Source organism: Agrobacterium sp. LR_9 (assembly GCF_041954855.1).
In the GTDB taxonomy this organism is placed as follows: Bacteria; Pseudomonadota; Alphaproteobacteria; order Rhizobiales; family Rhizobiaceae; genus Agrobacterium; species Agrobacterium leguminum.
Window position 1 is genome coordinate 215,003 of sequence record NZ_JAVAYA010000004.1, and the last position, 25,771, is coordinate 240,773.

Genomic DNA, 25,771 nt, shown 5'->3' on the forward strand with positions numbered 1-25,771 from the left:
TTCCATAAGCCTCTGAAATACGCTATTGACCGCCCTGAAAGGCAGCATCATGGCGCGTCATATCGATATAGAGAAAGAGCGGGAAACGGCCCTGCAGGCATCCGTGGCGGAGCTTGCCGCCGGCCAGCCCATCGCCCTGCCGACCGAAACGGTCTACGGCCTTGCCGCCGACGCCACCAATCCGGCGGCGATTACCCGCATTTACGAGACAAAAGGCCGGCCGCAGTTCAACCCCCTGATCTGCCACATGGCCGATATCGCCATGGCCGAACGTTACGCCGTCTTCGACCCCATATCGCAGAAGCTCGCCGATGCCTTCTGGCCCGGCCCGCTGACGCTGGTGCTGCCGCTGAAACCGGCAAGCGACATTCATTCGCTGGCGACAGCCGGCCTCGATACGGTCGGCATTCGTGTGCCGCAGGGTTTTGCCGGCGATCTGATCCGCCGTTTCGACAGGCCTCTCGCCGCCCCCAGCGCCAATAGTTCCGGCAAGATCAGCCCGACAAGTGCCTCCCATGTGGAGGCGGATCTCGGCCAGAAGATCAATCTCATTCTCGATGGGGGCGCGGCCGCTGTCGGCGTCGAATCCACCATCGTCAAGGTGGAAGAGGATGGCCGGGTGCGGCTGCTTCGTCCCGGCGGCATCGTTACCGCGGACATAGAGCGCATTGCCGGTAAACGGCTCGAACGGCCGAAAAAAGCCGCCGCCGCCATTGAAGCGCCGGGAATGCTGGCCTCGCATTACGCGCCGGGTGCGGCCGTGCGCCTTCACGCCACATCGGTTCTGCCGGGCGAAGCGCTGATCCGCTTCGGCGGCATCACCATTTCCGGCGAAGAGACGGCGCGCACCGTGCTCGATCTCAGCCCCTCCGGCGATCTTTCCGAGGCCGCCGCCAATCTGTTCGATTATCTGAAAGCCGCCGATGCAAGCGGCGCAGACATGATCGCCATCACCGCCATTCCCACCCATGGTCTTGGAGAGGCGATCAACGACCGCCTTTCCCGCGCCGCCGCGCCGCGAGGCTGACGGCACTCACCCATTTCGCCCATGTTTCAAAAGACAGCGAGACGCCGCCCATGACGACCACCGCCATACCCTCCTCCGACATCCTCGACCGCTTCACCGCCATTGTCGGCGAAAAAAACGCGGTCCGCGACCCGGCGGAAATGGCGCCGCGTCTGGTGGAAAATCGCGGGCTTTATCGCGGCGCCTCGCCGCTGCTCATCAAGCCCGGTTCGGTCGAAGAGGTTGCTGCCATCCTGAAGCTGGCCAGCGAGACCGGCACCGCCATCGTGCCGCAGACCGGCAATACCGGCCTCGTGGGCGGCCAGACGCCACGCGCCGAAGGAACGGACATCATCCTGTCGCTGGAGCGCATGAACCGCGTTCGCGATATCGATCCCGTTGCCAATATCATCGTCGCCGATGCCGGCTGCATTCTCGATGACATCCACAAGGCTGCTGATTCCGTGGAGCGGATGTTCCCGCTGTCGCTCGGCTCTCAAGGGTCCTGCCGCATCGGCGGCAATCTCGCCACCAATGCCGGCGGCACGGCGGTGCTCGCCTATGGCAATATGCGCCAGCTTTGCCTTGGGCTGGAAGTGGTGCTGCCGACCGGCGAAATCTGGAACGGGCTGCGCCGGCTGAAAAAGGACAATACGGGTTACGATCTGCGCGATCTCTTCATCGGTTCCGAAGGAACGCTTGGCATCATCACCGGCGCGGTGCTGAAGCTCTTCCCGAAACCGCTCGGCCATCAGGTGGCCTTCGCTGGTCTCAGCTCCACCGAGGACGCGCTGAAGCTGTTCGAGATGGCCTCTAACCTCTGCGGCACGGCGCTGACCGGTTTCGAACTCATGCCGCGAATCGGCGTCGAATTCACCGCGCGGCATATTCCCGGCGTGCGCGATCCCCTGGAACAGCCGCATGACTGGTACGCGCTCATCGATATTTCCACCTCCGACTCGGCCGAAACGGCAGATAGCATGATGCAATCGCTGCTGGAGCGCGGTTTTGAGGCCGGGCTGGTCCAGGATGCGGTGATCGCCGCGTCCGAAGCGCAGCGGCAGGCGCTCTGGCACATGCGCGAAAGCATGTCGGAGGCCCAGAAACCCGAAGGCGGCTCCATCAAGCACGATGTTTCCGTTCCGGTGTCAAAAATACCGGAATTCATGGCGACGGCGGAAAAGGCGGTTCTTGCCGCCATACCCGGCGCCCGCGTCTGCGCCTTCGGACATCTGGGCGACGGCAATATTCACTACAATATTTCCCAGCCGGTGGGTGCCGACAAGGCCGAATTCATCGGCCGCTGGCGGGACATGAACGAGATCGTGCATGGCATCGTGCTGTCGCTGGGCGGTTCCATTTCGGCCGAGCACGGCATCGGGCAGTTGAAGCGCGACGAATTGGCCGCCATCCGCCCCGGCATCGAAATGGAACTGATGCGGCGCATCAAGCACGCTTTCGATCCCGCCGGCATCATGAACCCCGGCAAGGTTCTGGCCGGGTAAAGCGGCCCCGAGGTTAGGCCGAGGCCCGCAGCGCCCAGGCGGGCACCATTTCCGCATTCAGCCGGCGCGGTTTCTGCGCGCCGACAAATTGCGTCAGGCTCATGCCCGATTTCGCAATCGACACCGCATGCTTCTTCGGCAGAAGATATCCATGTTCCAATGGCGGAATACGCCGCAGCATACGGCTGAAGACATTGCGCCGGTGATAGCGCGAGGGCGAGAAACGCGCAGGCTGCGCGCAGATCGCCACATATTCGAGAATCTCGTCGATCCAGCCCGCCTGCGGGCGCGCGCCCGGCTCGATCAGAAGCAGCCAGCCGCCGCGTGCGGACTTCACGACGTCTTCGATGTCCCACTGCCCATAAAAACGGCAACCGGCGGCATCGGCGACGCGCGACGATCCATCGCGCGAACCGTGATCGAGAATCACAACATCGCTTACAAGCCCTTCCACGGCCCCGGTTACAAGCGCCGACAAGGTGTGCGCCAGTTCCGGCTCGTGATCCCGGCATTCCATTATGACTGTCAACATCTGCATAGCTCTAACGCATCGCACAATAAATTGCCACTATGCTCATCGCGGTAAAATCCAAGGCTGTCCATGCCACCAACCGCAAAGTCTGCGGACGTGGCCGTGCCTGTCGCGCCCACGCATCCATCTCTGGAGAACGAGCCGAATTTGCAATTTTGTTCTTGTATTGTTCTCATTCCTGATGTAGGAATTTAATCATTCGGAAGGCGGTTGAAAGCCTGTCCGGACGGAAACGGTTTAGGGCGTTGAGCGTGCCTTGAGAGGCGTGCGGCGTCCTGGGAGCATCCAGATGAGAAACCATACGCTTTCGGGGCAGGCTGCCTTCCAGCCGAGCCATATGCCGGATATTGCCAATGCGCTGGCCGATGCATCCGGCCTGCGCATTGAGGTCGACCGCCGTCGCGGTCGTGGCGCCGGGCTGAACCCGGATGGACGCTTCGAGACCCTGCAGCACGAGGTTTTCGACGATGGCTGGCAGACTCTCGAGGACATGCCGGAATTCCGCACCGAGGTGCAGGTGGAAAAGCCGCGCAGCATCATCACCCGCAATGAATCGCCCGACATCCCCTTCGACCGCTCCATCAATCCCTATCGCGGCTGCGAACATGGCTGCATCTATTGCTTTGCGCGCCCTACGCACAGCTATATGGGGCTTTCGGCCGGACTGGATTTCGAAGCCAAGCTCTTCGCCAAGCCGGATGCGGCAAAGCTGCTGGAACGGGAACTGGCAAAGCCGGGCTACAAGCCGCGGGTGATCGCCATCGGCACCAATACCGATCCCTATCAGCCGATCGAGCGCGAATGGCGCATCATGCGGCAGATACTGGAAGTGCTGGCCAAGGCCGATCATCCCGTCGCCATCGTCACCAAATCGGCGCTTATCAAGCGGGATATCGATATTCTCGCGCCCATGGCCAAAAAGGGACTCGCCAAGGTCGGTATTTCCGTCACCACGCTGGACCGGAAGCTCGCGCGCAACATGGAACCGCGCGCCGCCACGCCGGAGAAGCGGCTGGAGGCCGTCAAGGCGCTGACCGAGGCCGGCATTCCCGTGGCCGTGATGATGGCGCCTGTCATTCCGGCGCTCAACGATCATGAGATCGAGCGTATCCTCGAGGCCGGCAAGGCCGCCGGCGCAACCGAAGCGTCCTACGTGCTGCTGCGCCTGCCGCTGGAGGTGAGCCCGCTGTTCCGCGACTGGCTGCTGCGCAACTATCCGGACCGCTACCGTCATGTCATGTCACTGGTGCGCTCCATGCGCGACGGCAAGGATTACGACGCGGAATTCGGAAAACGCATGAAGGGCGCCGGCCCCTATGCCTGGCAGATCGGCAGGCGTTTCGAGATGGCGACAAAAAGGCTCGGCCTCATCCGTCGCGGCATCCATCTGCGCGACGATCTCTTCGTGCCGCCGGGCGGTGCAGGCGTGCAATTGTCGCTGCTTTGAAAGACCGATGCTGAAAACAACTCCGCCTGATCGAAGCACCATACGGAACGTGCGGCGATATCAGGCAGAATATGACAGGGAGCGGCGGCCTCTTTTTTAGACCGGCCACCCTCCCACGACATGCCCGGCAGGTTTTCCCTGGCCCGCCGGACATCGCTCCCGGAACCGCCGCCTCGCGTGCGATCGTTTTTCCTCCGCCGCCCCGTTGGAGGATCAAAGGTCATGATGACCTTCGGGGCACGGTGAGCCACGCCCCTTGACCCCGGCTCACCGCGCCTGTCATCGCCCGCTTCCGGGGGCTTGCAGGAGATCGGGTGTGTGTGCCAGTTTCGCCGCATGAAACGCACGGCCACACCCGATTCTCCTGCTCTTTTTGATCTTGCCGATACCGGTCCGGATTTTTCCTTCGAACTGGAAGCGAAAAAGAAGGGCCTCTGGCCCGTGGCGGGCACGGATGAGGCAGGCCGGGGACCTCTGGCGGGACCGGTGGTTGCGGCCGCCGTCATTCTCGATCCGGACAATATCCCTGAGGGGATGGACGATTCCAAGAAGCTGACGAAGCAGAAGCGGGAAAGCCTGTTCGTACAGATCATGGAAACCTCGATCGTATCCGTCGCCTCTTCCGGCCCCGGCCTGATCGACAATATGAATATCCTGCGCGCCAGCCTCGACGCCATGCGCCGCGCCGTGCTCGGTCTCGAAGTCGCCCCTGCCCTCGTTTTGGCCGACGGCCGCGACCGCCCGCCCGGCATCGCCTGCGAGGCCAAGGCCGTCATCAAGGGCGATTCCCGCTCCCTCTCCATCGCCGCCGCCTCGATCATCGCCAAGGTGACCCGCGACCGGATGATGGAACGCGCGGGTGTGGTGCACACATCCTACGGCTTTGAAGGCCATGCTGGTTACGGCACTCCAGCCCACCTGCGCGCCATCGAAAGCCACGGGCCCTGCCCGCTGCACCGGATGAGCTTCAGGCCGCTGAAGCGGGATTGACTGAGATAAAGCGTTTACTGGAAGATCTGCGCCTATCCCTTCTGAATTGGCCACACGCCATAAGTCTCATAAGCGCTCTGCATTCTTTCCGTCTCACTGCGTTCGGGGAATAGCCTGTAGCTCGGTGCCCATATGCGGGAAACGCTTTCGATCTTGACCGCGATCACATTTCGGATCGGAAAATCATCGCCAGCCATGCGACGCAGATCGGCACTGAAAGCATCAAAATCAGTGTCGCCGGGCGCCAAGATCGCGGCGTGGCCGGCGAGCTTGAACCCCCTCTGACGGAACACATCCACGAAGCTGACGCAGACCTTCGGCCGCGCATTCGCGTTGCTTACGCTATGGGATGAAGCAATGTCCGCGATAACAAGATGGTCTTCGCCGTAGCCGGTGAATATTTCCTTCGGCGTCACACTGGGCGTGCCATCGTCATCGACGGTCGCCAGCCAGCAGAGCACCGAGTTCTCTATATCAATTCTGATCGCATCATTGATCATTAAATTCCTCCCTTGGTATTCCGAGCGAGAGTTGCGGGCAGTAGTGCGCTGATACCGGTTGCTTCGTCACCTAAATAGCCAGACGCAACGGCACTACACTCCAAACCGTTTTCCTGTGCCGAAGGGTCGTTCAGGAAAATCACTGGTACGCAAAGAGCATGGGCGAAGGCCGCTTCCATCAACGTATTTGGTCCGACGTACCCCTCAATGCCTCGCTTCGGGAAATTAGCGATCAAGACGACATCGCAGTGCCTGATTATCTCAAGATGCCGGTCGATGTAATATTTCTTATTTGCAATTACGTCGGTATTCTTCAAATCCGACCCGTCGACATCTCGCTCTTCCCGGGCCGGGGCCGTTGGCCGGTATCCCATCGCTTCCAGCGCACTCGCAATTGCCTCCATTTCATCCACAAAGGCCGTCGAGCCACAGATAGCGATACGAACAGTCATACTTAACTCCAAAATTTCATCAGTATATTATCTCGCGATTAAGAAAATAGACCATAAAAATCGGCAAGAACTCAGCAAAATTCCACATTCCGTCGCGAGACTTGCTGCGGAATTGGGCGCAATCTTGCTCCTTAGACTGTCCGGAACTTGAGTAAACAAACAAAAAACCCCTCGCGGCTTGCGCCGGAGGGGTTTTGAACAATACCGAGATAAATCTCAGTTCAGCTTCGACTTCACTTCGCCGATCGTGGCGGTGAAAAGCTTGGCCTTTGCGGCGGCGGTGGTCTTTTCGGCAATGAGCTTCTCGGAAGCGGCAATGGCGATATCCACGGCGGCGGCGCGGACGGCGCCGATGGCGTCGTCTTCGGCCTGCTTGATCTTCTGTTCCGAAAGGGCCGTGCGGCGGGCGACGAATTCTTCCGTCTTCTGCTTGGCTTCTTCCGTCAGGGCTGCGGCCTCACGCTCGGCGGCGGCAACGATACCTGCGGCTTCGGCTTCTGCTTCCTTACGCTTGCGCTGATATTCGGCCAGCAGGTGCTGGGCCTCTTCGCGCAGGCGCTTGGCTTCGGCCAACTCGTCCTGAATGTTCTGGGCGCGCTCGTCCAGAGACTTGGCGAGCATGCCGGGAACCTTGAGATAGGCGACCAGAACGAAGAAGAGGACGAGACCGACGAGAGCGAAAAATGATGCATCAAATGCCATATCAGGCTCCCTTCACGTTCGAAGCGGCGGCAATCGCTGCCTTCACGTCCGTGTCCTTGACCTTGGCGCCGACCAGCTGGTCGACGATGGCGGTCGCGGTTTCTTCGGCGATTGCGCCGACATCGGCGAATGCCTGTTCCTTGATGCCGGCAATGCGCTTTTCGGCGGCGGCAAGCTTTTCGGCAAGACCGGCTTCGATAGCGGCGCGGTCGGCATCGGCCTTCGCCTTTGCGGCGTCACGGGCCGCAGCGCCGATGGAGCCTGCCTTGGCGCGGGCTGCCGCGAGTTCTTTTTCATAGGTTTCGACGGCAGCGTCGGCTTCGCTTTTCAGCCGTGCCGCTTCATCGAGATCCTGTGCGATGCGTCCGTGACGGTTTTCGAGAATGCCGCCGACGCGCGGAACGATGACCTTCTGCATGAGCAGGTAGAAAAGGCCGAACGTGATCGCCAGCCAGAGAACCTGCGATGCATAAGTAGACTGATCGAACGGCGGGAATACGCCGGAAGCGCCGTGTTCGGCGCCGTGCGCCACACCGGTTTCCGTGTGCGTGGCTTCCGGTTGCGGCTGGCCGACAGCCGGAGTTTCCGTATGCGTTTCACCTACGGTCGGTGCTGACTGGGCATAAGCCTCGGTCACGAACATGCTCACCTCCAGGGGTACTGCAAATGCGAAGGATCACGGCACGCCATTTGCGGGCCGTGATCCAGACCTGATGCCGATATTAGACAGCGAACAGGAGAAGGAGAGCAACGAGCAGCGAGAAGATGCCCAGAGCTTCCGTAACGGCGAAGCCGAATACCAGACGGCCGAACTGGCTGTCGGCAGCAGAGGGGTTGCGCAGTGCGCCGGACAGGTAATCACCGAAGATACGGCCGAGTGCGAGGGACGTACCAGCCATGCCGAGGCATGCGAGACCTGCGCCGATGTACTTTGCTGCTTCCGCTTCCATGTGAGACTCCTTGAGATATTGGTTGTTGCGGCTGTTTTTGACGCCCGTTGCCGGGGCCAGCGACTTTACTTCTCAGTGACCACCATGCACGGCGTCGTTCAGGTACATGCAAGTCAGTACCGCGAAGACATAAGCCTGCAGGAAGGCAACGAGAAATTCGAGAGCGGTCATGGCGACCGTCATGATGAGAGGCAGGACAGCACCGCCGACACCGAGCGCGCCGAGCGCGCTCATGGAGGCGACGAAGCCTGCGAAAACCTTGAGCGTGATGTGGCCGGCCAGCATGTTCGCAAAAAGACGAACCGAAAGGCTGATCGGGCGCGACAGGAACGAGATCATTTCAATCGACGCCACAAGCGGCAAAAGCGCCTTGGGCACGCCCGAGGGGGCGAAGATGCCGAAGAAATGCAGGCCATGCTTCCAGAAACCGTAAACCAGGACCGTACCGATGACGAGGCAGGCGAGTGCAAAGGTGACGATGATCTGGCTGGTGACCGTGAAGAAATACGGGAACATGCCGAGAAGGTTAGCCGTCAGCACGAACATGAACAGCGAGAAGACGAAGGGGAAGAACACCATGCCCTTCTTGCCGGCGCCTTCGCGCAGCATGGAGGCGATGAATTCATAGGACATTTCAGCAACGGACTGCATGCGGGTCGGGATCAGACCGCGGTTCGACGTTGCGAAATAAAGGAAACCGGAAGCCGCAGCCACGGTCGCGACCATGAAGAGCGACGCATTGGTGAAGGAAAAATCGACGCCGCCAATTTCGATCGGAATGATCGGCTGCACCAAGAACTGATGGGTCGGATCGTTTGCCACCGGCTGCCCTCTTTACCTGTCGCCGCCTGTCGCGGCATCTCAACTGCAAGAAAAAACAGCTTAAACGCCGCCTTTTCCACCCTCGTCTCGCCTGTCCGCCTTCTCCAGCAGCGGCGGCTTGGCCACCGCGCCCGTCGAGCGCAACACATTCAATACGCCTGCGCAGAAACCGAGAAGAAGAAGAACGATCATCCCCCACGGCGTCGTGCCGGCAAAATAGTCCAGAAGATAACCCAGCATAGCGCCGACCACGATGGCCGAAATGAACTCCGATGAGAGCTTAACCGCCATCGCAAAGCCCTTCCGGCTTTCCGCAGCGTTGGTCTCCGCCCTCACTTCCGCCTCATCCTCCGCCTTCACCTTGGCCAACTCGTCAGCAAGGCGCTTGCGGCGCTCGTCCAGACTATCGTCACGGTTGCCAGTCATCTTAAAATCCCACCCATTTTCTCCGTTCCAGCCATGCCAGAACCCTTTGGAGTTGTAAACGGTGACGGATTAAGCCTGTTCCAGCCCGCTCTGAAGTCGCGCGCAACATAGTTTTAGGGGCTTCTCTAGTCAAGGCACTGGCGACGGTTGTTACAGCACAAATTAATCATGCAAAAACAACAGCTTGACCTCAAATCGCCGTTTGACCGCGATGTTTCGCAAAGGAATCGGCATTTTTGACACGCAAAATGCGACAAATCGGCGGTGGTATCAGCTCCAGCCGCCACCATAGGTACGGTAAAAGACATGCAATCCGATTCTGCCGACCTTCTTCATCGTGCGGCCCCAGGCGGGACGCACATAAACGGCGTGATAATGGGTTGCCGAACCCACTTCCTTCATCCAGATTTTGCCGGCGGTGGTGGCCATGGCCACTTCGCGCGCCATTTTCCAGTGGCGTTCGGAGTTCACGCGGTCCTTGATATTGTCGCAGGCGAAGGAAAACTGGCAGCGGTTACGCCAGTCCTTGTTCTGATAGACGACGCCGCAGATGGTTTTCGGATAGGCGGGATTGCGCACGCGGTTAAGAATGACCTGTGCCACCGCCGCCTGCCCCTTCACCGATTCTCCGCGCGCCTCGAAATAGATGCCGGAGGCAAGGCATTGCTGTTCGGCTGCGGAAAACACGGTGGCGGGCAGCGGGGTGGCTGCCCAGGCGTGGTCGTCCTCGGCGATCTGCGGCACGAAACGGCCAGCCTCGGGCTTTTTGAGAATGGCGTCGAAGGGCGACTCGCGGGCAAAATCCGGTTCGGCCGGCGCATAGGCCGTGGCGAGAATATCCGGCGTGCGATTGGTGATGAGCTCCGCCAGCATTGGCGAGACGCTTCTGTCCGCCTTTTTTTCCTCGCGGCGGAAATAGAAGGAGGCGAGTTCCACGTCCTTGCCGCGCTTCGGCTTGACGAAAGCGGTGCGGTCCTTGCGCTTCAGCGGCTCGATATCCAGCATGCTGGTGCGCTGCAGGACGGAACCGGCGGTGAAGGCCTTGGGCGGCTGCATGATTTCTGTGGCGACGATGCGGCCCTTCTTGGCGGCGCGGTTGACGCGCTCGCTGTCGGGCGTCGTTGCCTCGCCCTTCTTGTTGGTGACGAAGGCGACCTTGCTGCCATTGGGCAGGGTCATGCCGCCGCCGTGCAGCGCCGCCTCCCCTGCCGCATCGTTAAAGGTGAGCGAGGCATTGTGCACCGAGCCCGCCGGAGAGGCCGTCAGCACCATGCGCCATTGCTCGCCGCCCTTGTCCAGACCAGCCAGAAGCGAGGCCAGATCCGCGCGCGCAGCGAGGGAGGGAAAAACCAGCCAGGCGGCAAGGCCGAAGACGACGGGCGAGGTCCATTTTGACGCCCACCCCTGAAGGGACACGGGGGACCGACGACGCATTACTCTTTTCGAACGCAAAACAAGCACTCCGAACACCGACAACCATATTTGCTACAGGTGTTCGAGAATCTCTTATTAACCTTGATGCTTGGTTAACGCCGCGCGTGGACGCGGCTTCACGTTAATGTGTAACCATCTTCTAATGCGCGTGGCGTGGCGTCGAGTTCGCTTGTGCCGATCATAACTGTCCCGCAGGGCATCTCCACATCCGTCATTCCGGCCTCGAGCCGGAATCCAGCCGACGCGCGTCCGCGCGGCGTAAAGACTCCTTTCAGCCCAAGGACTTGCGCTGGCTGGATACCGGCTCAAGGCCGGTATGGCGGAAAGAAGGAGACCGCCCAGCTACATTGAGGGCATGCCCACTTCATCAGACGACGACGTGCGAGCCCAGTTCCACCACGCGGTTGGCTGGCAGACGGAAATAATCGGACGGATCGGCGGCGGTTTCGGCGAGCGCGATGAACAGGCGGTTCTGCCAGCCCGGCATCCCCGATTTCGGGTCCGGCACCAGCTTGCGGCGGCCGAGATAAAACGAGGTCGACATGATGTCGAATTTGTAGCCGGTGCGCCGAAGATACCCCAGCGCCTGGGTGACATTCTGGGTTTCCATGAAGCCGAAATGCAGTTCGACCACGGCGAAACGGTCGCTCAGTTTTGTCAGCGTATATCGTTCGGCAGGATGAACGCGGGGCTGGTCTTCGGTGCGGATCGTCAGGATGACGTTCTTGTCGTGCAGCACGTGGTTATGCTTGAGATTGTGCAACAGTGCGGCCGGCGCCGTCTCGGGATCGCCGGTGAGGAAGATGGCGGTGCCGGGCACGCGCACCGGCGCATGCGGGCTTTCCTTTTCCACAGAGGCGACGAAGGCCTTCAACGGCACATCGGTGCGGCGGGTCTTGGCGAAAAGGATTCTCGAACCGCGCTGCCAGGTGGTCATGATGACGGTGAAGGCGATTGCCAGCAGCACCGGCACATAACCGCCGTCGTGAATCTTCAGGAGGTTCGCGCCGAGGAAGATCAGTTCCAGCGCCAGGAGCGGAGCCAGCACGGCAATGGCCAGCCAGACCGACCATTGCCAGCGCTTGCGCACGAATTCGAAGAACATCAGGCTGGTGACGACCATCGCGCCGGTGACGGAAATACCATAAGCGGTGGCCAGCGCATCCGAACTCTTGAAGGTGAGCACCAGCGCCACGACGCCGAACAGCAGGATGGTGTTGACGGCCGGCAGGTAAATCTGCCCGGTATTGGTTTCCGAGGTGAAGAGGATTTCCATGCGCGGCAGGTAGCCGAGATGGATCGCCTGACGCACGAGCGAAAACGCACCTGTTATGACCGCCTGGCTGGCGATGATGGTGGCGGCAGTCGCCAGAATGACGGCCGGCAGGATCGCCCATTGCGGGAACATCAGGTAGAAGGGATTGGACATCGCCGCCGGGTCTTTCAGCACCAGCGCGCCCTGCCCGAGATAGTTCAGCGTCAATGCCGGGAAAACCAGACAGAACCACGCCCACTGGATGGGACGGCGGCCGAAATGGCCGAGATCGGCGTAAAGCGCTTCCGCCCCGGTGATCGTCAGGAAAACCGCGCCAAGCACAACGATGCCGTAGAAGCCTTCACTGGCCAGAAACTCCACCGCATGCCACGGGTTGAAGGCGAAGAGGATGCTGAAATCATCGGCGATATGAAGGAGACCGGCCAGACCCATGACGATGAACCAGACGGCAGTGATCGGTCCGAAGAATTTCGCCACCGTGCCCGTGCCGTGGGACTGGATGGCAAAAAGGCCGATGAGAATGCCGACTGAGATCGGGATGATGAAGGCGTCCATTTCCGGCGTGACGAGCTTCAGGCCCTCCACCGCCGAAAGCACCGATAGCGCCGGGGTAATCATGGCGTCGCCCAGAAACAGTGCCGCGCCGATGAGGCCGAGTACAATGAGAACGCCGCGATGGGTGCCCGCCGTTTTCATCAGCAGCGCCAGCAGCGACAGCGTGCCGCCCTCTCCGTCATTGTCGGCGCGCAGCAGCAGGGTAATGTATTTGAAGGTGACGATGATGGTCAAAGACCAGATCATCAGCGATGTGAGGCCGATGACTTCTTCCTGCGTCACGCCGTCATAGGCGATGGGCCGCAGCGCCTCGCGGAAGGCGTAGAGCGGGCTGGTGCCGATATCGCCATAAACGACGCCGATGGAACCAAGGATCGCGGCATAAAGCCCCTTGTTCTTGTGCTCGTCATCCGCATCCGGTTTCTCGGCAACATCCTTGTCAGCGATCTGGGACATGATGATCCTGGCTCCTCAGAGCCAGCCCTTCCAACGAAAAAAGAGAAACGGGATGATGGCGGACATCAGCATGACGATGAGCGCGAGTGGGTAACCGAATGTCCAGTTCAACTCCGGCATGAGCTGAAAGTTCATTCCATAAACAGAGGCCACCAGCGTCGGCGGCAGGAACACCACCGAAGCGATGGAAAAAATCTTGATGATGCTGTTCTGCTCGATGTTGATGATACCAAGCGAGGCATCCAGCAGGAAGGTCAGATTGCCGGAAACGAAGGAGGCATGTTCGTTCAGCGACTGAATATCGCGGCCGATCGACTTGCCCTGCTCCCGCGCGCCCTTGTCTTCGCGCACCTGATCGCTGGTGGACAGAAAGGTCTGCAGGCGCGCCAGAGATGCGAGGCTCACGCGGACCTTCGATATCAGCCGGTGATAGGCGGCGATGTTGCCGAGGCGGTCTTCGAGATAGCGCGGCGCCTTGCGTTTGGAACGAGCCTGGCTGCCGAGAATGTCGGCGGCGAGATTGTCGATGCCGGCGACAGAGTTTTCGAGAATTTCAGCCGTGCGGTCGACGATCGTTTCGAGCAGCTTCAAAAGCAGCGCCGTGCCGCTGCGCATTTCGTGCGGCGCGCGGGTAATGGCGGCAATGAAAAGGTGGAACGATTTCGGCTCGGCATAACGGATTGTCACCAGACGCTTGCCAACCAGAACGAAGGCGACGTCGGTGAGACGGGGATCATCCGAATCCGCCTTCCATACCAGAGACGCGGTCATGAAGACATTGGCGTCTTCCATATAGAGACGACTGGAAGGCTCGATATCCTTCAGGTCTTCGCGCGTCGGCAGTTCCACGCCCAGCAGCTTTTCCACATGCTGCTCTTCCGCCCTGTCCGGATTGACGAGATCGATCCAGACGATGTCGTCGGGAATCTGTCCGGAGCCGTCTGACGACAGGCTGATCGCCTCGCAATTGGCGCGATAGGCTTTTATCAATCCGTTTCTCCGCTCCACATTGCAGGCTTCAGCCGCAATGCTGCTTAACATATCCTGTTTGCGCTCGGCAAACCCTTGGACGACACTTCACGGAACGCCGGAACGAGCGGGATTTTCACAATCTCGCCAGCCCGATGGACCAAGAGCCAAACGGCGCAGGCGTATGCGCCCAAAGCGAGATGCAATCAAGCAATATTTTTTCTCGACAGCATTGCAGGCGAAGCATTTCTGCAGCTCCAATCCGGAAAGTCTGCCCGATACTGGCGATTAATCTTCTGTTTTCAAAGGATTATTCAAAGCGGGCAGACACCTGCCCGATTTTGTGTCCGTGATTGCCGCGTTATTCGAAAACGATCTTCGGCGCCGCTTTTCTCTCGCCCGCACCGATGCGCGCCCAGACTTTTTCGGCAATATCGCGATAGATCGCGGCCTGCGGGCCATTGGGCTCGGCGGCGACGACCGGCGTTCCGGCGTCCGACATTTCGCGGATGGAGATGGTGAGCGGAACTTCGCCGAGGAAGGGCACGCCGATCCTTTCAGCCTCCGCCTTCGCGCCGCCATGGCCGAAAATATCGTAGCGCGCGCCGGTGTCGGGCGCGATGAAATAGCTCATATTCTCGATGACGCCCAGGAGCGGAACCTCCACCTTGCGGAACATGGTGATGCCCTTGCGTGCGTCGATCAGCGCCAGATCCTGCGGCGTGGAAACGATGACGGCGCCGGCGAGCGGCACCTGCTGGGCGATGGTCAGCTGCGCATCGCCCGTGCCGGGCGGCATGTCCAGCACCAGCACATCCAGTTCGCCCCAGGCCACTTCGCGCAGCATCTGCATGAGGGCGGACTGCACCATCGGCCCGCGCCAGATCATCGCGGCTTCCTCATCCACCAGAAAGCCCATGGACATGACCTTCAGCCCGTAATTTTCCATGGGAAGGATGATGCGGTCTTCCTGCTGCTGCGGGCGGCCGGAAATTTTCAGCAGTCGCGGCAACGAGGGGCCATAAATATCGGCATCGAGCATGCCGACCTTGAGGCCGAGCGACTGGAGGCCGAGCGCCAGATTGACCGCGGTGGTAGACTTGCCCACCCCGCCCTTGCCCGAGGCGACGGCGATGATGGCCCGCACACCCGGGACGCCGACCTTCGACGAGCCGGGCTGTTGGGCCGGCCGGCCGGTTGCGGCGGCGGGGCGCGCGGCGGGTGCGGGTTGCTGCTGGCCGGGCTTGCGGTCGGCCGTCAACGCCACGACCGCGCCGACGATACCTTCCACGCTTTTGGCCGCCTGTTCGGCGGCAAGCCGCAACGGCTCCATCTCCGCAGCCTTGTCGGCCGGGACAGTGATCGAGAAATAGGCCTTCGCATCGGCGATGAAGATTTCCGAGACCATGCCGAGTGCGACGATGCTCTTGCCGCTGCCGGGGTAAATTACCGCTTCCAGCGCCTTTTCCACCTGGCTCTTGCTGACCTCTGCCATATTCCTGCTCCGCTTCATCATCCGACCGGTATTGCGTGCCATCCATAGACAAGCCGGAGCGCTTCGCCAATGCCAAAGCGCGACAGTCCGCCATTCGCGACGATTTAACGCTGCGGTTTCAGATTTCGTCGTCCATCGCCAGCGTCTCCGGATCGAAAACATGGCCGTCGAAAAAACAGTCGGGGCCGAGCACCAGACCCGTTCGCGATGCGCCGACGTGAACAGGCTCGCGCAGCGTGCCCTCGAGCTTCAGATTAGCACCCGGCACCGGCACGAAAAGCGGCTTCATCGCCTTGCGGAAAATATCCGGCCGGTAGGCGTTGCGGGCCGCCTCCACCACGGCGGGATCGAACCGGTAATCGGCGGAAACCTCGCCCCAGCGCAGCATCTGGCTGAAGAACCACAGGGCCTGGCTCTGCCATGGAAAATTGGCGGCCTTGGCGCTGGTCACGAAAAACTCCTGAAAACGCTGCATGTCCCGCTGCGAGGTGGAAATATAGCCCGTCAGCGCCGGCAGCAGGAATTCGCCGTTCTCATCCATATATTGAGGGGCGGCGAGCATGCCGGCCAGTTCCTCGATATTGGCGGCATTGGCGCACCATTCGCCGGCACGGTAAAGGGCACGCAGCAGCCCTTCCAGAAGGGCGGGATTGTTCTCCACCCAGCGCTTCTTCGCAGCCAGTATCTTTTCCGGCGCATTATGCCAGATCAACGCCCCGGTGGTGACGATCCGGCCCGCGCCGCCGAGCACCACGGCGCTGCCCGCGGGTTCGGCGGTACAGAGCGCATCGACCTTGCCGCTTTCCAGGAGCGCCGGCATCGCCTTCGGCAGGGCCTCGACGATTTCCATATCCCGGCCGAGCAGCACGCCGCAGCTTCCGAGCAGGTAACGCAGCGCATAAAACGGCGTGGAGACGATATCCTCGACCGCAAAGACCGGCGGATTTTTCCCCGCCGCCCGGCGCGCGGCGCAGACACGGGCCATGGCGCGTCCAAAAGTCGCCGGGTCCGGCAGCTTCAGCCCTTCGCGGTAGAGCTCGTCATAAAATCCGTGGGAAACGGTCGTTGCGGATCCACCGAGCGAAAGCGTGAAAACGCCGACAATATCGGCCGGCAGGTCATCGAGGCCGACAGCGGAGCCGACGGGAACCGGAGCGGGCAGATGCGCGACGTGAACGCCATCCTCGCCAAGCGCCGCAAGCACGGCGCGGGCGGACTGTTTTCGGAAAAGTTCGAGTTCTATGCCTTCATCGGCAGCAAAGCCTTTTTCGGCAGCGGCTATCAGCACGGCGCAATCGATAGTCGGAGAAAATCCTGCTTTTACCTTATGCCGTTCCGGCAAACGATTTCTCCTTTCCGGTGATTCGAAAAGAGGATCGCCCAGGAAGCGGTTTATCACAATGATAAAATTAAGATTTCGCTATTTTATCAGGCCGACCCGCAGCGCTTTTGCCACGGCCTGGGTGCGGTTGACCGTGTCGAGTTTTTTCGTCGCACGGTTCAGGTAATGATTGATGGTATGTTCCGACAGCATCATGATTTCAGCGATTTCGGCGCTGGTCTTGCCGGCGGCGGTCCAGTTCAGGCAGTCGATCTCCCGCTCGCTCAAGGTTTCGGGAACCCTGAGATCGAGGCGGCGGATTTCAGACAGCCGGGCAAAGACATGGCTGGAAATGTAAAAAAGCTCCGCAAGCCGGCTGGCGGGCACAGCCGTCTTGTTGCCGGAAAAGGATACCGCGCCCCGTCGCATGGTGATGTCGTGGACGGGGAACCAGACCGAATTGATCATTTCGAACCGTTCGAAAAGGTTGATTACGGTTTTCCTGGCGATTTCTCCGTCGCCCCTGACCAGAAAATCCATGGAGACGGAAAAGGGCACGGTCGATTTTTTCAACTGCGCCATCACCCGGCTGGTCTGGAGCATGCCCTCTTCATCGTAACGCTGCAGAAGCTCGGCCGGCCAGCTGGTGATGATCGTATATTGCGACAGTTCGCTCGCCACTTCCGAAGACAGGTCGAGTACCATGAAAGCCTTGAATTCCCAGGCCTCCGTCAGCCGTTTCAAAAACCGGAATATATCGAACTGCGTGTTGAGATCGGCGATCTCGCGAACGCAATCAACACCAATCGACTGAACGGCGGCCGTCTCTGTTTTCTGCATCAAAGCTGTTCTTCGAGAATGAGAAAATGCCGCCGCAAAGGCCCGCCCTTGCCCGGAAATCGTTGCGGATGTTACTCAGCAAAACGATTCATGCAAACAAAAGTTGAAAACTTAATTCATAATAGTCGAAAATAATGTCGAACGCATAAGAATGGGTGCATGGCCGGCGGTTCCGGACGGGCAAATCCAGGGACTGCGCGCCCTGTTTTCTTCAACCATCCGCAACCGGGGATAATCGGCAGGCAAGATCGTCGGAAATCCTGTCGGCGGTCTCGCGCACCAGAGGGGCCCATTTGCGAAGCTGTTCCACATCCACACGATAGGCCGGACCGGTGACGGAAATCGCCGCGCGAAAATTGCGGCCGGGCGCCCGGACGGGTGCTGCGACGCAGTGAATTCCGATCTCGTGTTCCTGAAGGTCGAACCCGTAGCCGTTGTCGCGAATGGTCGCCACTTCCGCCATCAGCGCTTCCGGCGTCGTGAGCGTGCTTTCCGTGAAGCGATGAAAATCCAGTTCCGCCGCCAGCTGCGCCAGATCGTCGGCGGAGAGCAGCGACAGCGCCGCCTTGCCCACGCCGGTGCAATAGGCTGGCGAGGTTTTGCCGACCTGCGAATGCATGCGCAATGTATGCTGCCCCTCCATCTTGTCGAGATAGGTGACCTGTCTGCCGTTCAGCACGGCGAGATGCACGGACTCCTGCGTCACCTCCTGCAACGCCGCCAGATGGGGAGCCGCGACGCTTCGCAGGTCGTTGCCGCTCCAGGCCTTCGCGGCCAGTTGCAGCAACCTCAGCCCCACGGCATAGGTCTGATCGGCAGCGTGATCGACAAGGCCTTCGGCGACAAGATGGGCGAGCTGGCGATGAACCGTGCCGCGCGGCTGGCCGCAGGCTTCGACCACATCGGTAAAGCGCATCGGTTTTTCAGCAAAGGCGATCAGCTCCAGCAACGAGACGGCCTTGCCGAGCGTGCCCGTCTCAACTCCGGTTTTCCGTTGCATCACCGGAACCGCATCAGGCTTTTGCCTATTGGGCTTTTTATTATCGGGCATGGCAACATCCACCATCATCTGCCTTGACATAAGCGTGACGCCAAGAGAATAATTCCACTTAGTAAAATCTAGTTCCAAATAATGGAACAATCAAGCCTTTCGTGGACGAGATGACGCCGATGACGCAAGCCCAATTTCCGGACCTCAAGGATGCGGGCGTGCTCGTCACCGGCGGCGGTTCCGGCATCGGGGCATCGCTGGTGGAAGCCTTTGCGATGCAGGGCGCGAAGGTTTCGTTCATCGATATTGCCGAAGAGCCGAGCCTGGCGCTCGTCAAGCGGCTTGCGACAACGACGAAGCATCCCGTCCACTTCTTCAAAACCGACCTTCGCGATATTGCGGCGATCGGACAGACGGTGGAGGCCGCGGCCTCCGCCACCGGCGGCATCAAGGTACTGGTCAACAACGCCGCCTGGGACGACCGCCACGACATAGACACGGTGACGGAAGCCTATTGGGACGCCAATCAAGCAGTCAATCTCAAGCAGATGTTCTTCACGGTTCAGGCAGCCCTGCCCTATCTGCGGCAGTCGAAGGACGCCTCCATCGTCAATTTCTCGTCCATCTCGTTTCTGCTCAACATGGGCGAGTTGCCCTCATATGCGGCGGCCAAGGCCGGCATTATCGGGCTGACGAAAAGCCTCGCCGGCCGGCTGGGCCCGGAAAACATCCGCGTTAACACGCTGCTGCCCGGCATGATCGTGACGGAGCGGCAGAAGGAACTTTGGCTGACGGATGAGGGCATTGCCGCCACCACCGCGCGGCAATGTCTGAAACGCACGCTCGTCGCCGCCGATCTGGCGGGCCCGTGCCTGTTTCTCGCATCATCGGCATCGAGCGCCATCACGGCGCAATCCATAATCGTAGACGGAGGCCTCCTATAATGTCTGAACCCGCTTTCATCGCCGTCGACTGGGGCACGACCAGTTTCCGGCTCTGGCTCATGAGCCGATCGGGCGCGGTGCTGGCGGAGCGCAGAAGCACGGAAGGCATGACCACCGCCATGCGGACCGGTTTTGCCGATGTGCTGCAATCGCATCTCGACGCCATCGGCGCGCCGGAAGGTTTGCCGGTTCTCGTCTGCGGCATGGCAGGCGCGCGGCAGGGCTGGGTCGAGGCGGGTTATATCGATGTGCCGGCATCGCTTTCGGCGGTTCTCGATGGCGCGGTTCGCGTGCCGGGCCAGGCGCGGGATGTGCGCATTCTGCCGGGGCTGGCGCAGCGGGATAAAAACGCGCCCGACGTGATGCGCGGCGAGGAAACGCAATTGCTCGGCGCTCTCGCCTCCTCGGACGCCGGTGAGAAACTTGTCTGCATGCCCGGCACCCATTCCAAATGGGTGACCGTGAAGGATGGCGGCGTGACCGGCTTCGCCACGTTCATGACCGGCGAACTCTTCGAAGTCGTCTCGAAACAGACCATCCTTTCCCATGCGGTGGCCGAGGCCGAAGCCTTTACCGGCGAGCATGCGGCTTTCACGGCGGCGGTGCGCGACATCTATGCCAATCCGCAGCTTGCGACCAATCGCTTTTTCACCCTTCGATCCGGCCAGTTGCTGCACGGCCTTACCGCCACCGACGCCAAGGCCAAGCTCTCCGGCATCATGATCGGGCTGGAAATCGCCGGCGCGCATTCCACCGCGCGGCGCGAGACACCGGTGGTGCTGATCGGTTCCGGTGCGCTCGGCGCCCTTTACGAAGGCGCCTTCACCGCCCTTGATATCCACTATACGGTCATCGATGCAGACGAGGCCGTGCGGCGCGGATTGCTGGCCGCTGCAAATGCCATCTGGCCATAAGAAGAAAGATCGACCATGCGTATTCCCTTCCCTTCCATCAAATATCCGCTGATCGCCATCCTGCGCGGTCTGAAACCCGAGGAAACCGAAGGCGTCGTCGGCGCGCTGATCGAAACCGGCTTCCGCGCCATTGAAATTCCGCTCAATTCGCCCGATCCGTTCCGCTCCATCGAGATCGCCGCGAAGATGGCGCCCGCCGATTGCCTGATCGGCGCTGGCACCGTGCTCAGCGTGGAAGACGTGGCCTCGCTGGATGCGGCCGGCGGCAAGCTGATGGTGAGCCCCAATGCCGACGCCGATGTGATCGTCGCCGCGCGCGTCAAGGGCATGGTGACGATGCCAGGTGTTCTCACCCCCACCGAGGCGCTGGTGGCCGCGAAGGCCGGTGCGACGGGGCTGAAGTTCTTTCCCGCCAGCATCATCGGCCCCGCCGGCATCAATGCGATCCGGACGATCCTGCCGAAGGATCTGGTCATCGCCGCCGTCGGCGGCGTCTCGGACAAGAATTTCGCTGAATATACCTCGGCCGGTATCGTGGCTTTCGGGCTTGGCACCAGCCTTTACAAGCCGGGCATGACGGCGGCGGAGGTGCGCGAACGCGCCACTGTCACACTTTCAGCCTATGATGCAGCCATCGGAGGATAAGAGCTTGGCGACTGTTTTTCCCTTTGCCGGACGTGTTCTGGATGAAACGCCGATGCTGCTCGGCGAAGGCCCGACCTTCGACCCTGCGACCGGCACCGCCTGGTGGTTCAATATTCTCAAGCGGGAACTGCATGAGCTGCATCTCGCCTCCGGCCGCAAGACCGTGCACGCTTTGCCCTTCATGGGCAGTGCGCTCGCCAAGGTTAGCGACAGCAAGCAGCTGATCGCCTCCGATGACGGGCTTTTCCTGCGCGACACGGCAACCGGCGTGCTGACGCTGCATGCCGAGCTGGAAAAGGATTTGCCCAGCAACCGCTCCAATGACGGGCGTATGCACCCCTCCGGCGCCCTGTGGATCGGCACCATGGGCCGCAAGGCGGAGACCGGCGCGGGTAGCATCTATCATGTCGCGAAGGGCACCGTGACCAAGCTGTTTGCCGAGATCAGCATTCCGAATTCGATCTGCTTTTCTCCCGATGGCGCGACGGGATATTACGTCGATACCAAGGTGAACAAGCTGATGCGGGTGCCGCTCGATGCCGAGACCGGCCTTCCCGCAGGCAAGGCTGAAGTCTTCATCGATTCCACCGGTATCAAAGGTGGCATCGACGGGTCGGTCTGCGATGCCGAAGGGCATATCTGGAACGCCCGCTGGGGCGTGGGCGCTGTGGATCGTTACGATGCGGACGGCAATCACATTGCCCGATATGAGGTGCCCGGCACACAGACGACCTGCCCGGCCTTCATCGGCCCCGACGCATCGCGCCTTCTCGTCACCTCGGCGCGCGAAAATCTCGATGACGACGCCCTTGCCGCCAATCCGCAGCACGGGCTGACGTTCGAGCTGGGGGTTGAGGTGAAGGGCCGGTTCGAGCCGCTTTACAGGCTTTAAGGCGCGGCGCAGGCCGCACGCAACAAAACGTGGAGAGCCTTCTGGCAAGGGTTGTTCCCGAAACGACCTCCCTCATTCCTGTGCTTGTCACAGGAATCTAGCCAGCCCAAGTCCTTGGGCTGAAAGGAGTCGTTTCGCCGCGCAGACGCGCGTCGGCTGGATTCCTGTGACAAGCACAGGAATGAGGGTTGTGGGGATGCGCCGGCGCACACAAGCTTGGCCGAGATGCAGTTTTCTCCAACAAGCGTCACGGCCAAGCCGTACCGCCTCAGGAAATATCCGACATTATCTCGCGGTAATTCTCGTGCAGATAGCGCTGGGTCGCGGCGGCATCGGCGGGGCGGCCGTAGAAATAGCCCTGCCCCATGGCGCAGCCGAGTGCGCGCAGCTTTTCCTCTTCCGCCCGTTCTTCGATCCCTTCGGCCACGACTTCGAGATCGAGCCCTTCGCACATGGCGACGATGGCCTTGATGATATGTTCCGAGGGGCGGTCGCTGCTGATGCGCGAGACGAAGGCGCGGTCGATCTTCACCTTGTCGAAAGTGAAATCGCGCAAGCGGCCGAGGCTCGACTGGCCGGTGCCGAAATCATCCAGAGAAATGCGAACGCCGGCGCTCTGCAACTCGCTGATGATGCGCTGGGCGGTATCTGCGGAAGTCATCACAGCCGTTTCGGTGATTTCAAGCTCCAGCCGGTGCGGATCTAGGCCGACACGCGAGAGGATGGAGAGAATATTGTCCGCCGTGCTGGGGTCCATCAATTGCGCGGAAGAGAGGTTGAAGGACAGGAAGAGTTCACGCGGCCAGAACAGGGCTGCCTCCGCCGCCTTTCGGAGCAGAGCTTCCGACAGCGCGTCGATGAAGCCGCGCTCTTCGGCAAGCGGCACGAAAACGGCGGGCGATACGAAACCGAGGTCCGGATCGTTCCAGCGGGCCAGCGCTTCGAAACCGATGACCTTCGCCTCTTCCAGCCTGACGATGGGCTGAAAATGCACGTCGATGGCATCGGTGATGATGGCGTTTCTGAGCGCCTGTTCCAGTTGCGTGGCCCGCTTCATTTCCTGCGCGATTTCGCGCGAATAGACCGTGATCTGGCCGCGGCCACGTCTCTTGGAGCGATAGAGCGCCGTCTCGGCGCTTTTCAGCAAATCCTCGAATTCATCGCCGGCGAAGGGATAGATGGCAAAACCGAAGGAGGAGGACAGGCGGACATTGCGGTCGCCGAGATCGTAAGGGGCAGAAAGCACGTCCTTGATCATGTTGCCGATGCGCTCGGCGCCCGTGCGCTCGAACACCAGCGGCAGCACGAAGGCGAATTCGTCGCCGTCATGGCGCGTCACGACCGCGCCATCGGGAATGCAGGCCTTCAGCCGGTGCGCGACCTGGCAGAGGATTTCATCGCCCGCCTGCACGCCGAACAGATCGTTGATGGGTTTGAAGCCGTCTATATTGGCGATGCCGACCGTGAAGGGCGCGGGATCGCTGGAGCGCTCGCTGGCAAGCATGCGAATCTTGTCCCGCAGACGGTAGCGGTTGCCGAGCCCCGTCAGCGGGTCGCTGTAGGCCATCGCCTGCAGCTCGTTCTGGCTGACCTGCAACGTTTGCGGCTCTGCCCGTTTCATTCCTGCATCTCGTGAATCCTGTGTCGACCGCGCTCACAATGCAGGGCAAGTATTAAAAAAGCCATAGCCTCCTGACAAAGGCTACGTCATGCCTGCAGCCGCAGGACATCATTGCCGAAAAGCCGCAGGAAAACCGCCTCGACCATATCCGGGCTGACGGGCTTCAGCAGCATGTCGTCCATGCCGGACGCGCGGCATTTATCGAGATCGCCCTCGAAAGCGTGGGTGATGACGCCGACGATGGGAATGTGCTTTTCGCCGCAAAGGCTGCGCATGCGGCGCGCGACCTCGAAGCCGTCGATATCGCCCAGCGTCGTGTCGAGCAGGACGGCGGAAGGCGGCTGTTCGGCAAAGAGACGCAGGGCTTCCTCGCCCGAAGTGGCAAGCCGCCAGGAAAGCCCGAGACCCTCGAGTATCTGCGAAAAGACGATCTGGTTGACCCTGTTATCCTCGACGAGAAGTATATCGCAGACACCGCCGGTCTTGAGGATTTCAGGCAGGTCCTCCGTCATGATCTCCCAGTCCTCGTCAGCGGTTTTCTCCTTCGGGGACGATTGCAGCCCGGCCGCAAGATAATGCAGCAGCGAAGCGTCTATTTCCTCTTCCTCGATGGTGACGACGGGCAGATCATGCGCGGCGGCAATATCGAGGCAGGCGACGCTCATCTGGGCGTCGACAACGACCACATCGATGCTCACACCGGCGGAGGTCGCGACATCGATGAAGGCGCGCTGCTCGTCCTCGCTCGTCACCGCCGCATGGTCCATGCCGCCAGCCGTCAGCCGGCGACCGGCGGCTTCCGCAAAGCGTCCGTTTTCAGAGACGATCAGCACCGCCTTGCTCTTTAAAACGCCGCCGCGCTTGTCCGTTTCCTCATCCCTGCCGTAAGTGGAGGCGACGAAAGGGACATGTTCGAGCGAGGGGATGACGGGCATGCCGTTGGCATCGATGGTGGCGAGAGCGGTCACGTCCTCCATCGTCGTCACCAGGAAATATCGCCCGGGCCTGCCCACACGCTGTTTGCGGGTGATGGTCAGCACCTCTTCGCCATTCAGCCGCCGCACCCTTTCGGGGATGACGCTCGGCGTGCCGCTATCCAGCACCATGCGATCGGCAATATCGATCCGTCCGGCGACCTTGCGCGAGTGGAGATCGAAAACGGTGCGGCCGAGAATGCTCTCGGGGCTGGTTTCGACCAAAGCGCAGGCGGATTTGTTGACGGCGGCATAGGCCATGTTCCGGTCCTTGACGAAGACGGGAAACGGCAGATTGTCGAGAATATCCTCGATGAGCTGCACGCGCTCGAGGTCGATGCGCCATTGCTCTTCGCGCTTCTTCTGTTCGGAAATATCCGCCACCACGCTGATGCCGAGGCCCGACGGCAGGCGGTTCATGACGAAGCGCAGGAAGCGTTCTCCCTTCAGCCGCTCGGTTTTTTCCGATCTTTCCTTCCAGTGCAGCGCCAGCCGCTCGCCGATCCATTCCTCCCGGCCGAGCGGGCGAGCATTGGCGGCGAGGCTTTCCGCCTCGAGCAGATAACAATCGTAAAGCGCGCTCAGATAGTCGCGCAGCCGTGCGCCCGGGCCAACGACGGCCTCTTCCAGCGGAAAAAAGCTCAAGAGTTTCCGGCTTGCGAAAATAATGTGATCGTTCCGGTCGTAAACGACGATCGCCGCGCCAAGCGCGTCGCAAAGGGCATCAAGCATCACCGTATGAACGCCCGCGCCAGAGGACGCCAAATCACTCAACTGCAAACTCCCGCCTGTTTTTCAGGGGTCAGGCTTATGTTTCTAGTGGAATCGTCCGGGGCTGATGCCGGGATGAAACGAAAAATTCCGAAAAAGAGACATCAGGGTTTGCAACTTGAAGCAGTCTTGAGGGGAAGATGACGCTCACCCATATTCGACGTCACACACCGCCCGGCGAAGGCGGCCCCGTTCCTGCGGTCATTTCAAGCCGCCTCACCATAATCAAGGCCGATTAAAGGCGGATTAACGCTTAATGCCAAGTTGACGGAAATGATCGAATGCCGGACAGGCCGCAAAACATGTGCAAATTTCCGCAGTTCGAGTTTTTTGCTTTCGAA

Annotated in this window: 25 protein-coding genes; 8 read left to right on the forward strand and 17 right to left on the reverse strand. The window is 60.6% G+C overall.

All coding sequences use genetic code 11. The annotated features are described in order from the left end of the window. The first annotated feature begins 49 nt into the window (after window positions 1–49). Together RAC79_RS07435 and RAC79_RS07440 are read left to right on the forward strand one after the other, a co-directional pair. Window positions 50–1,027, forward strand: coding sequence for an L-threonylcarbamoyladenylate synthase (locus RAC79_RS07435; protein ID WP_174044123.1), 978 nt, complete (start codon window positions 50–52; stop codon window positions 1,025–1,027). Window positions 1,028–1,077: 50 nt separating this feature from the next. Then, entirely contained in the window at window positions 1,078–2,511 is a 1,434-nt protein-coding gene (locus tag RAC79_RS07440) for an FAD-binding oxidoreductase (protein WP_020810754.1), read from the forward strand. Window positions 2,512–2,524: 13 nt separating this feature from the next. Here RAC79_RS07440 and RAC79_RS07445 read toward each other — a convergent pair whose 3' ends face one another. Further along, window positions 2,525–3,043 (reverse strand): hypothetical protein, encoded by a 519-nt coding sequence (locus tag RAC79_RS07445; RefSeq protein ID WP_003521054.1) that lies wholly within the window; start codon window positions 3,041–3,043, stop codon window positions 2,525–2,527. 289 nt (window positions 3,044–3,332) lie between these two features. On the opposite strand from RAC79_RS07445, the gene RAC79_RS07450 reads away from it, so the two are divergent. After that, complete coding sequence (locus RAC79_RS07450) at window positions 3,333–4,490, forward strand: PA0069 family radical SAM protein (protein WP_174044006.1); 1,158 nt, start codon at window positions 3,333–3,335, stop codon at window positions 4,488–4,490. Between the two features lie 336 nt (window positions 4,491–4,826). After that, window positions 4,827–5,480 (forward strand): ribonuclease HII, encoded by a 654-nt coding sequence (locus RAC79_RS07455; RefSeq protein ID WP_174039002.1) that lies wholly within the window; start codon window positions 4,827–4,829, stop codon window positions 5,478–5,480. A gap of 32 nt (window positions 5,481–5,512) precedes the next feature. Here the strand turns inward: RAC79_RS07455 and RAC79_RS07460 are convergent, their stop codons facing one another. The 14 genes from RAC79_RS07460 to RAC79_RS07525 all read right to left on the reverse strand — a co-directional run bounded on the left by RAC79_RS07460 (window position 5,513) and on the right by RAC79_RS07525 (window position 18,759). Beyond that, window positions 5,513–5,980: a pyridoxamine 5'-phosphate oxidase family protein gene (locus RAC79_RS07460; protein ID WP_174038858.1), complete on the reverse strand. Its 468-nt coding sequence runs from the start codon at window positions 5,978–5,980 to the stop codon at window positions 5,513–5,515. Then, a complete protein-coding gene (locus RAC79_RS07465; protein WP_174038857.1) occupies window positions 5,980–6,432 on the reverse strand; it encodes a hypothetical protein in 453 nt (150 codons plus the stop codon). Before RAC79_RS07465 ends, RAC79_RS07460 begins: the two co-directional genes overlap by 1 nt. Before the next feature lie 216 nt (window positions 6,433–6,648). Beyond that, entirely contained in the window at window positions 6,649–7,134 is a 486-nt protein-coding gene (locus RAC79_RS07470) for a F0F1 ATP synthase subunit B (protein WP_020810758.1), read from the reverse strand. Window position 7,135: 1 nt separating this feature from the next. Beyond that, window positions 7,136–7,777, reverse strand: a complete 642-nt coding sequence (locus tag RAC79_RS07475; RefSeq protein ID WP_059760786.1) for a F0F1 ATP synthase subunit B — start codon at window positions 7,775–7,777, stop codon at window positions 7,136–7,138. Window positions 7,778–7,856: 79 nt separating this feature from the next. Then, entirely contained in the window at window positions 7,857–8,084 is a 228-nt protein-coding gene (locus RAC79_RS07480) for a F0F1 ATP synthase subunit C (protein WP_003494147.1), read from the reverse strand. A 72-nt stretch (window positions 8,085–8,156) separates the two neighbouring features. Beyond that, window positions 8,157–8,906 (reverse strand): F0F1 ATP synthase subunit A, encoded by a 750-nt coding sequence (locus RAC79_RS07485; protein WP_003521045.1) that lies wholly within the window; start codon window positions 8,904–8,906, stop codon window positions 8,157–8,159. A gap of 60 nt (window positions 8,907–8,966) precedes the next feature. Next, entirely contained in the window at window positions 8,967–9,332 is a 366-nt protein-coding gene (locus RAC79_RS07490) for an AtpZ/AtpI family protein (protein WP_035261818.1), read from the reverse strand. Window positions 9,333–9,602: 270 nt separating this feature from the next. Further along, window positions 9,603–10,766: a cell wall hydrolase gene (locus RAC79_RS07495; RefSeq protein WP_065654347.1), complete on the reverse strand. Its 1,164-nt coding sequence runs from the start codon at window positions 10,764–10,766 to the stop codon at window positions 9,603–9,605. 367 nt (window positions 10,767–11,133) lie between these two features. Continuing rightward, window positions 11,134–13,053, reverse strand: coding sequence for a potassium transporter Kup (locus tag RAC79_RS07500; RefSeq protein WP_065654348.1), 1,920 nt, complete (start codon window positions 13,051–13,053; stop codon window positions 11,134–11,136). A gap of 15 nt (window positions 13,054–13,068) precedes the next feature. Next, window positions 13,069–14,043 (reverse strand): magnesium transporter CorA family protein, encoded by a 975-nt coding sequence (locus RAC79_RS07505; protein ID WP_174043999.1) that lies wholly within the window; start codon window positions 14,041–14,043, stop codon window positions 13,069–13,071. A 340-nt stretch (window positions 14,044–14,383) separates the two neighbouring features. Then, entirely contained in the window at window positions 14,384–15,517 is a 1,134-nt protein-coding gene (locus RAC79_RS07510) for an Mrp/NBP35 family ATP-binding protein (RefSeq protein WP_374996956.1), read from the reverse strand. 118 nt (window positions 15,518–15,635) lie between these two features. Next, window positions 15,636–16,859, reverse strand: coding sequence for a CmpA/NrtA family ABC transporter substrate-binding protein (locus RAC79_RS07515; protein ID WP_374996957.1), 1,224 nt, complete (start codon window positions 16,857–16,859; stop codon window positions 15,636–15,638). Between the two features lie 78 nt (window positions 16,860–16,937). Further along, the gene (locus tag RAC79_RS07520; RefSeq protein WP_078051191.1) at window positions 16,938–17,678 is read right to left on the reverse strand and encodes an autoinducer binding domain-containing protein; all 741 of its coding nucleotides are present in this window, start codon (window positions 17,676–17,678) and stop codon (window positions 16,938–16,940) included. Window positions 17,679–17,889: 211 nt separating this feature from the next. Then, window positions 17,890–18,759, reverse strand: a complete 870-nt coding sequence (locus RAC79_RS07525) for an IclR family transcriptional regulator (protein WP_374996958.1) — start codon at window positions 18,757–18,759, stop codon at window positions 17,890–17,892. Window positions 18,760–18,839: 80 nt separating this feature from the next. On the opposite strand from RAC79_RS07525, the gene RAC79_RS07530 reads away from it, so the two are divergent. The 4 genes from RAC79_RS07530 to RAC79_RS07545 are packed head-to-tail and all read left to right on the forward strand — an operon-like array spanning window position 18,840 to window position 22,064. Then, window positions 18,840–19,613 carry an SDR family NAD(P)-dependent oxidoreductase gene (locus RAC79_RS07530; protein ID WP_222857761.1) on the forward strand — a complete coding sequence of 258 codons (774 nt, stop codon included), beginning with the start codon at window positions 18,840–18,842 and terminating at the stop codon, window positions 19,611–19,613. After that, on the forward strand, window positions 19,613–20,527 hold the full coding sequence (locus RAC79_RS07535) for a 2-dehydro-3-deoxygalactonokinase (RefSeq protein WP_174043989.1): 915 nt from the start codon (window positions 19,613–19,615) through the stop codon (window positions 20,525–20,527). Before RAC79_RS07530 ends, RAC79_RS07535 begins: the two co-directional genes overlap by 1 nt. Window positions 20,528–20,542: 15 nt before the next feature. Continuing rightward, window positions 20,543–21,172: a 2-dehydro-3-deoxy-6-phosphogalactonate aldolase gene (locus tag RAC79_RS07540; RefSeq protein WP_003521032.1), complete on the forward strand. Its 630-nt coding sequence runs from the start codon at window positions 20,543–20,545 to the stop codon at window positions 21,170–21,172. A gap of 4 nt (window positions 21,173–21,176) precedes the next feature. Beyond that, complete coding sequence (locus tag RAC79_RS07545; RefSeq protein WP_174038851.1) at window positions 21,177–22,064, forward strand: SMP-30/gluconolactonase/LRE family protein; 888 nt, start codon at window positions 21,177–21,179, stop codon at window positions 22,062–22,064. 268 nt (window positions 22,065–22,332) lie between these two features. On the opposite strand, the gene RAC79_RS07550 is transcribed toward RAC79_RS07545, so the two are convergent. Beyond that, the gene (locus RAC79_RS07550) at window positions 22,333–23,685 is read right to left on the reverse strand and encodes a bifunctional diguanylate cyclase/phosphodiesterase (RefSeq protein ID WP_174038850.1); all 1,353 of its coding nucleotides are present in this window, start codon (window positions 23,683–23,685) and stop codon (window positions 22,333–22,335) included. Between the two features lie 86 nt (window positions 23,686–23,771). Further along, complete coding sequence (locus RAC79_RS07555; protein ID WP_174039001.1) at window positions 23,772–25,391, reverse strand: response regulator; 1,620 nt, start codon at window positions 25,389–25,391, stop codon at window positions 23,772–23,774. Between the last annotated feature and the right edge of the window lie 380 nt (window positions 25,392–25,771).

Excerpts from the sequence above, each read along its gene's own strand:
- RAC79_RS07435 (WP_174044123.1), top strand. The coding sequence starts at position 50 with ATGGCGCGTCATATCGATATAGAGAAAGAGCGGGAAACGGCCCTGCAG.
- RAC79_RS07440 (WP_020810754.1), top strand. The coding sequence starts at position 1,078 with ATGACGACCACCGCCATACCCTCCTCCGACATCCTCGACCGCTTCACC.
- RAC79_RS07445 (WP_003521054.1), bottom strand. The coding sequence starts at position 3,043 with ATGTTGACAGTCATAATGGAATGCCGGGATCACGAGCCGGAACTGGCG.
- RAC79_RS07450 (WP_174044006.1), top strand. The coding sequence starts at position 3,333 with ATGAGAAACCATACGCTTTCGGGGCAGGCTGCCTTCCAGCCGAGCCAT.
- RAC79_RS07455 (WP_174039002.1), top strand. The coding sequence starts at position 4,827 with ATGAAACGCACGGCCACACCCGATTCTCCTGCTCTTTTTGATCTTGCC.
- RAC79_RS07460 (WP_174038858.1), bottom strand. The coding sequence starts at position 5,980 with ATGATCAATGATGCGATCAGAATTGATATAGAGAACTCGGTGCTCTGC.
- RAC79_RS07465 (WP_174038857.1), bottom strand. The coding sequence starts at position 6,432 with ATGACTGTTCGTATCGCTATCTGTGGCTCGACGGCCTTTGTGGATGAA.
- RAC79_RS07470 (WP_020810758.1), bottom strand. The coding sequence starts at position 7,134 with ATGGCATTTGATGCATCATTTTTCGCTCTCGTCGGTCTCGTCCTCTTC.
- RAC79_RS07475 (WP_059760786.1), bottom strand. The coding sequence starts at position 7,777 with ATGTTCGTGACCGAGGCTTATGCCCAGTCAGCACCGACCGTAGGTGAA.
- RAC79_RS07480 (WP_003494147.1), bottom strand. The coding sequence starts at position 8,084 with ATGGAAGCGGAAGCAGCAAAGTACATCGGCGCAGGTCTCGCATGCCTC.
- RAC79_RS07490 (WP_035261818.1), bottom strand. The coding sequence starts at position 9,332 with ATGACTGGCAACCGTGACGATAGTCTGGACGAGCGCCGCAAGCGCCTT.
- RAC79_RS07495 (WP_065654347.1), bottom strand. The coding sequence starts at position 10,766 with ATGCGTCGTCGGTCCCCCGTGTCCCTTCAGGGGTGGGCGTCAAAATGG.
- RAC79_RS07500 (WP_065654348.1), bottom strand. The coding sequence starts at position 13,053 with ATGTCCCAGATCGCTGACAAGGATGTTGCCGAGAAACCGGATGCGGAT.
- RAC79_RS07510 (WP_374996956.1), bottom strand. The coding sequence starts at position 15,517 with ATGGCAGAGGTCAGCAAGAGCCAGGTGGAAAAGGCGCTGGAAGCGGTA.
- RAC79_RS07520 (WP_078051191.1), bottom strand. The coding sequence starts at position 17,678 with ATGCAGAAAACAGAGACGGCCGCCGTTCAGTCGATTGGTGTTGATTGC.
- RAC79_RS07525 (WP_374996958.1), bottom strand. The coding sequence starts at position 18,759 with ATGTCAAGGCAGATGATGGTGGATGTTGCCATGCCCGATAATAAAAAG.
- RAC79_RS07530 (WP_222857761.1), top strand. The coding sequence starts at position 18,840 with ATGACGCCGATGACGCAAGCCCAATTTCCGGACCTCAAGGATGCGGGC.
- RAC79_RS07535 (WP_174043989.1), top strand. The coding sequence starts at position 19,613 with ATGTCTGAACCCGCTTTCATCGCCGTCGACTGGGGCACGACCAGTTTC.
- RAC79_RS07540 (WP_003521032.1), top strand. The coding sequence starts at position 20,543 with ATGCGTATTCCCTTCCCTTCCATCAAATATCCGCTGATCGCCATCCTG.
- RAC79_RS07550 (WP_174038850.1), bottom strand. The coding sequence starts at position 23,685 with ATGAAACGGGCAGAGCCGCAAACGTTGCAGGTCAGCCAGAACGAGCTG.
- RAC79_RS07555 (WP_174039001.1), bottom strand. The coding sequence starts at position 25,391 with ATGCTTGATGCCCTTTGCGACGCGCTTGGCGCGGCGATCGTCGTTTAC.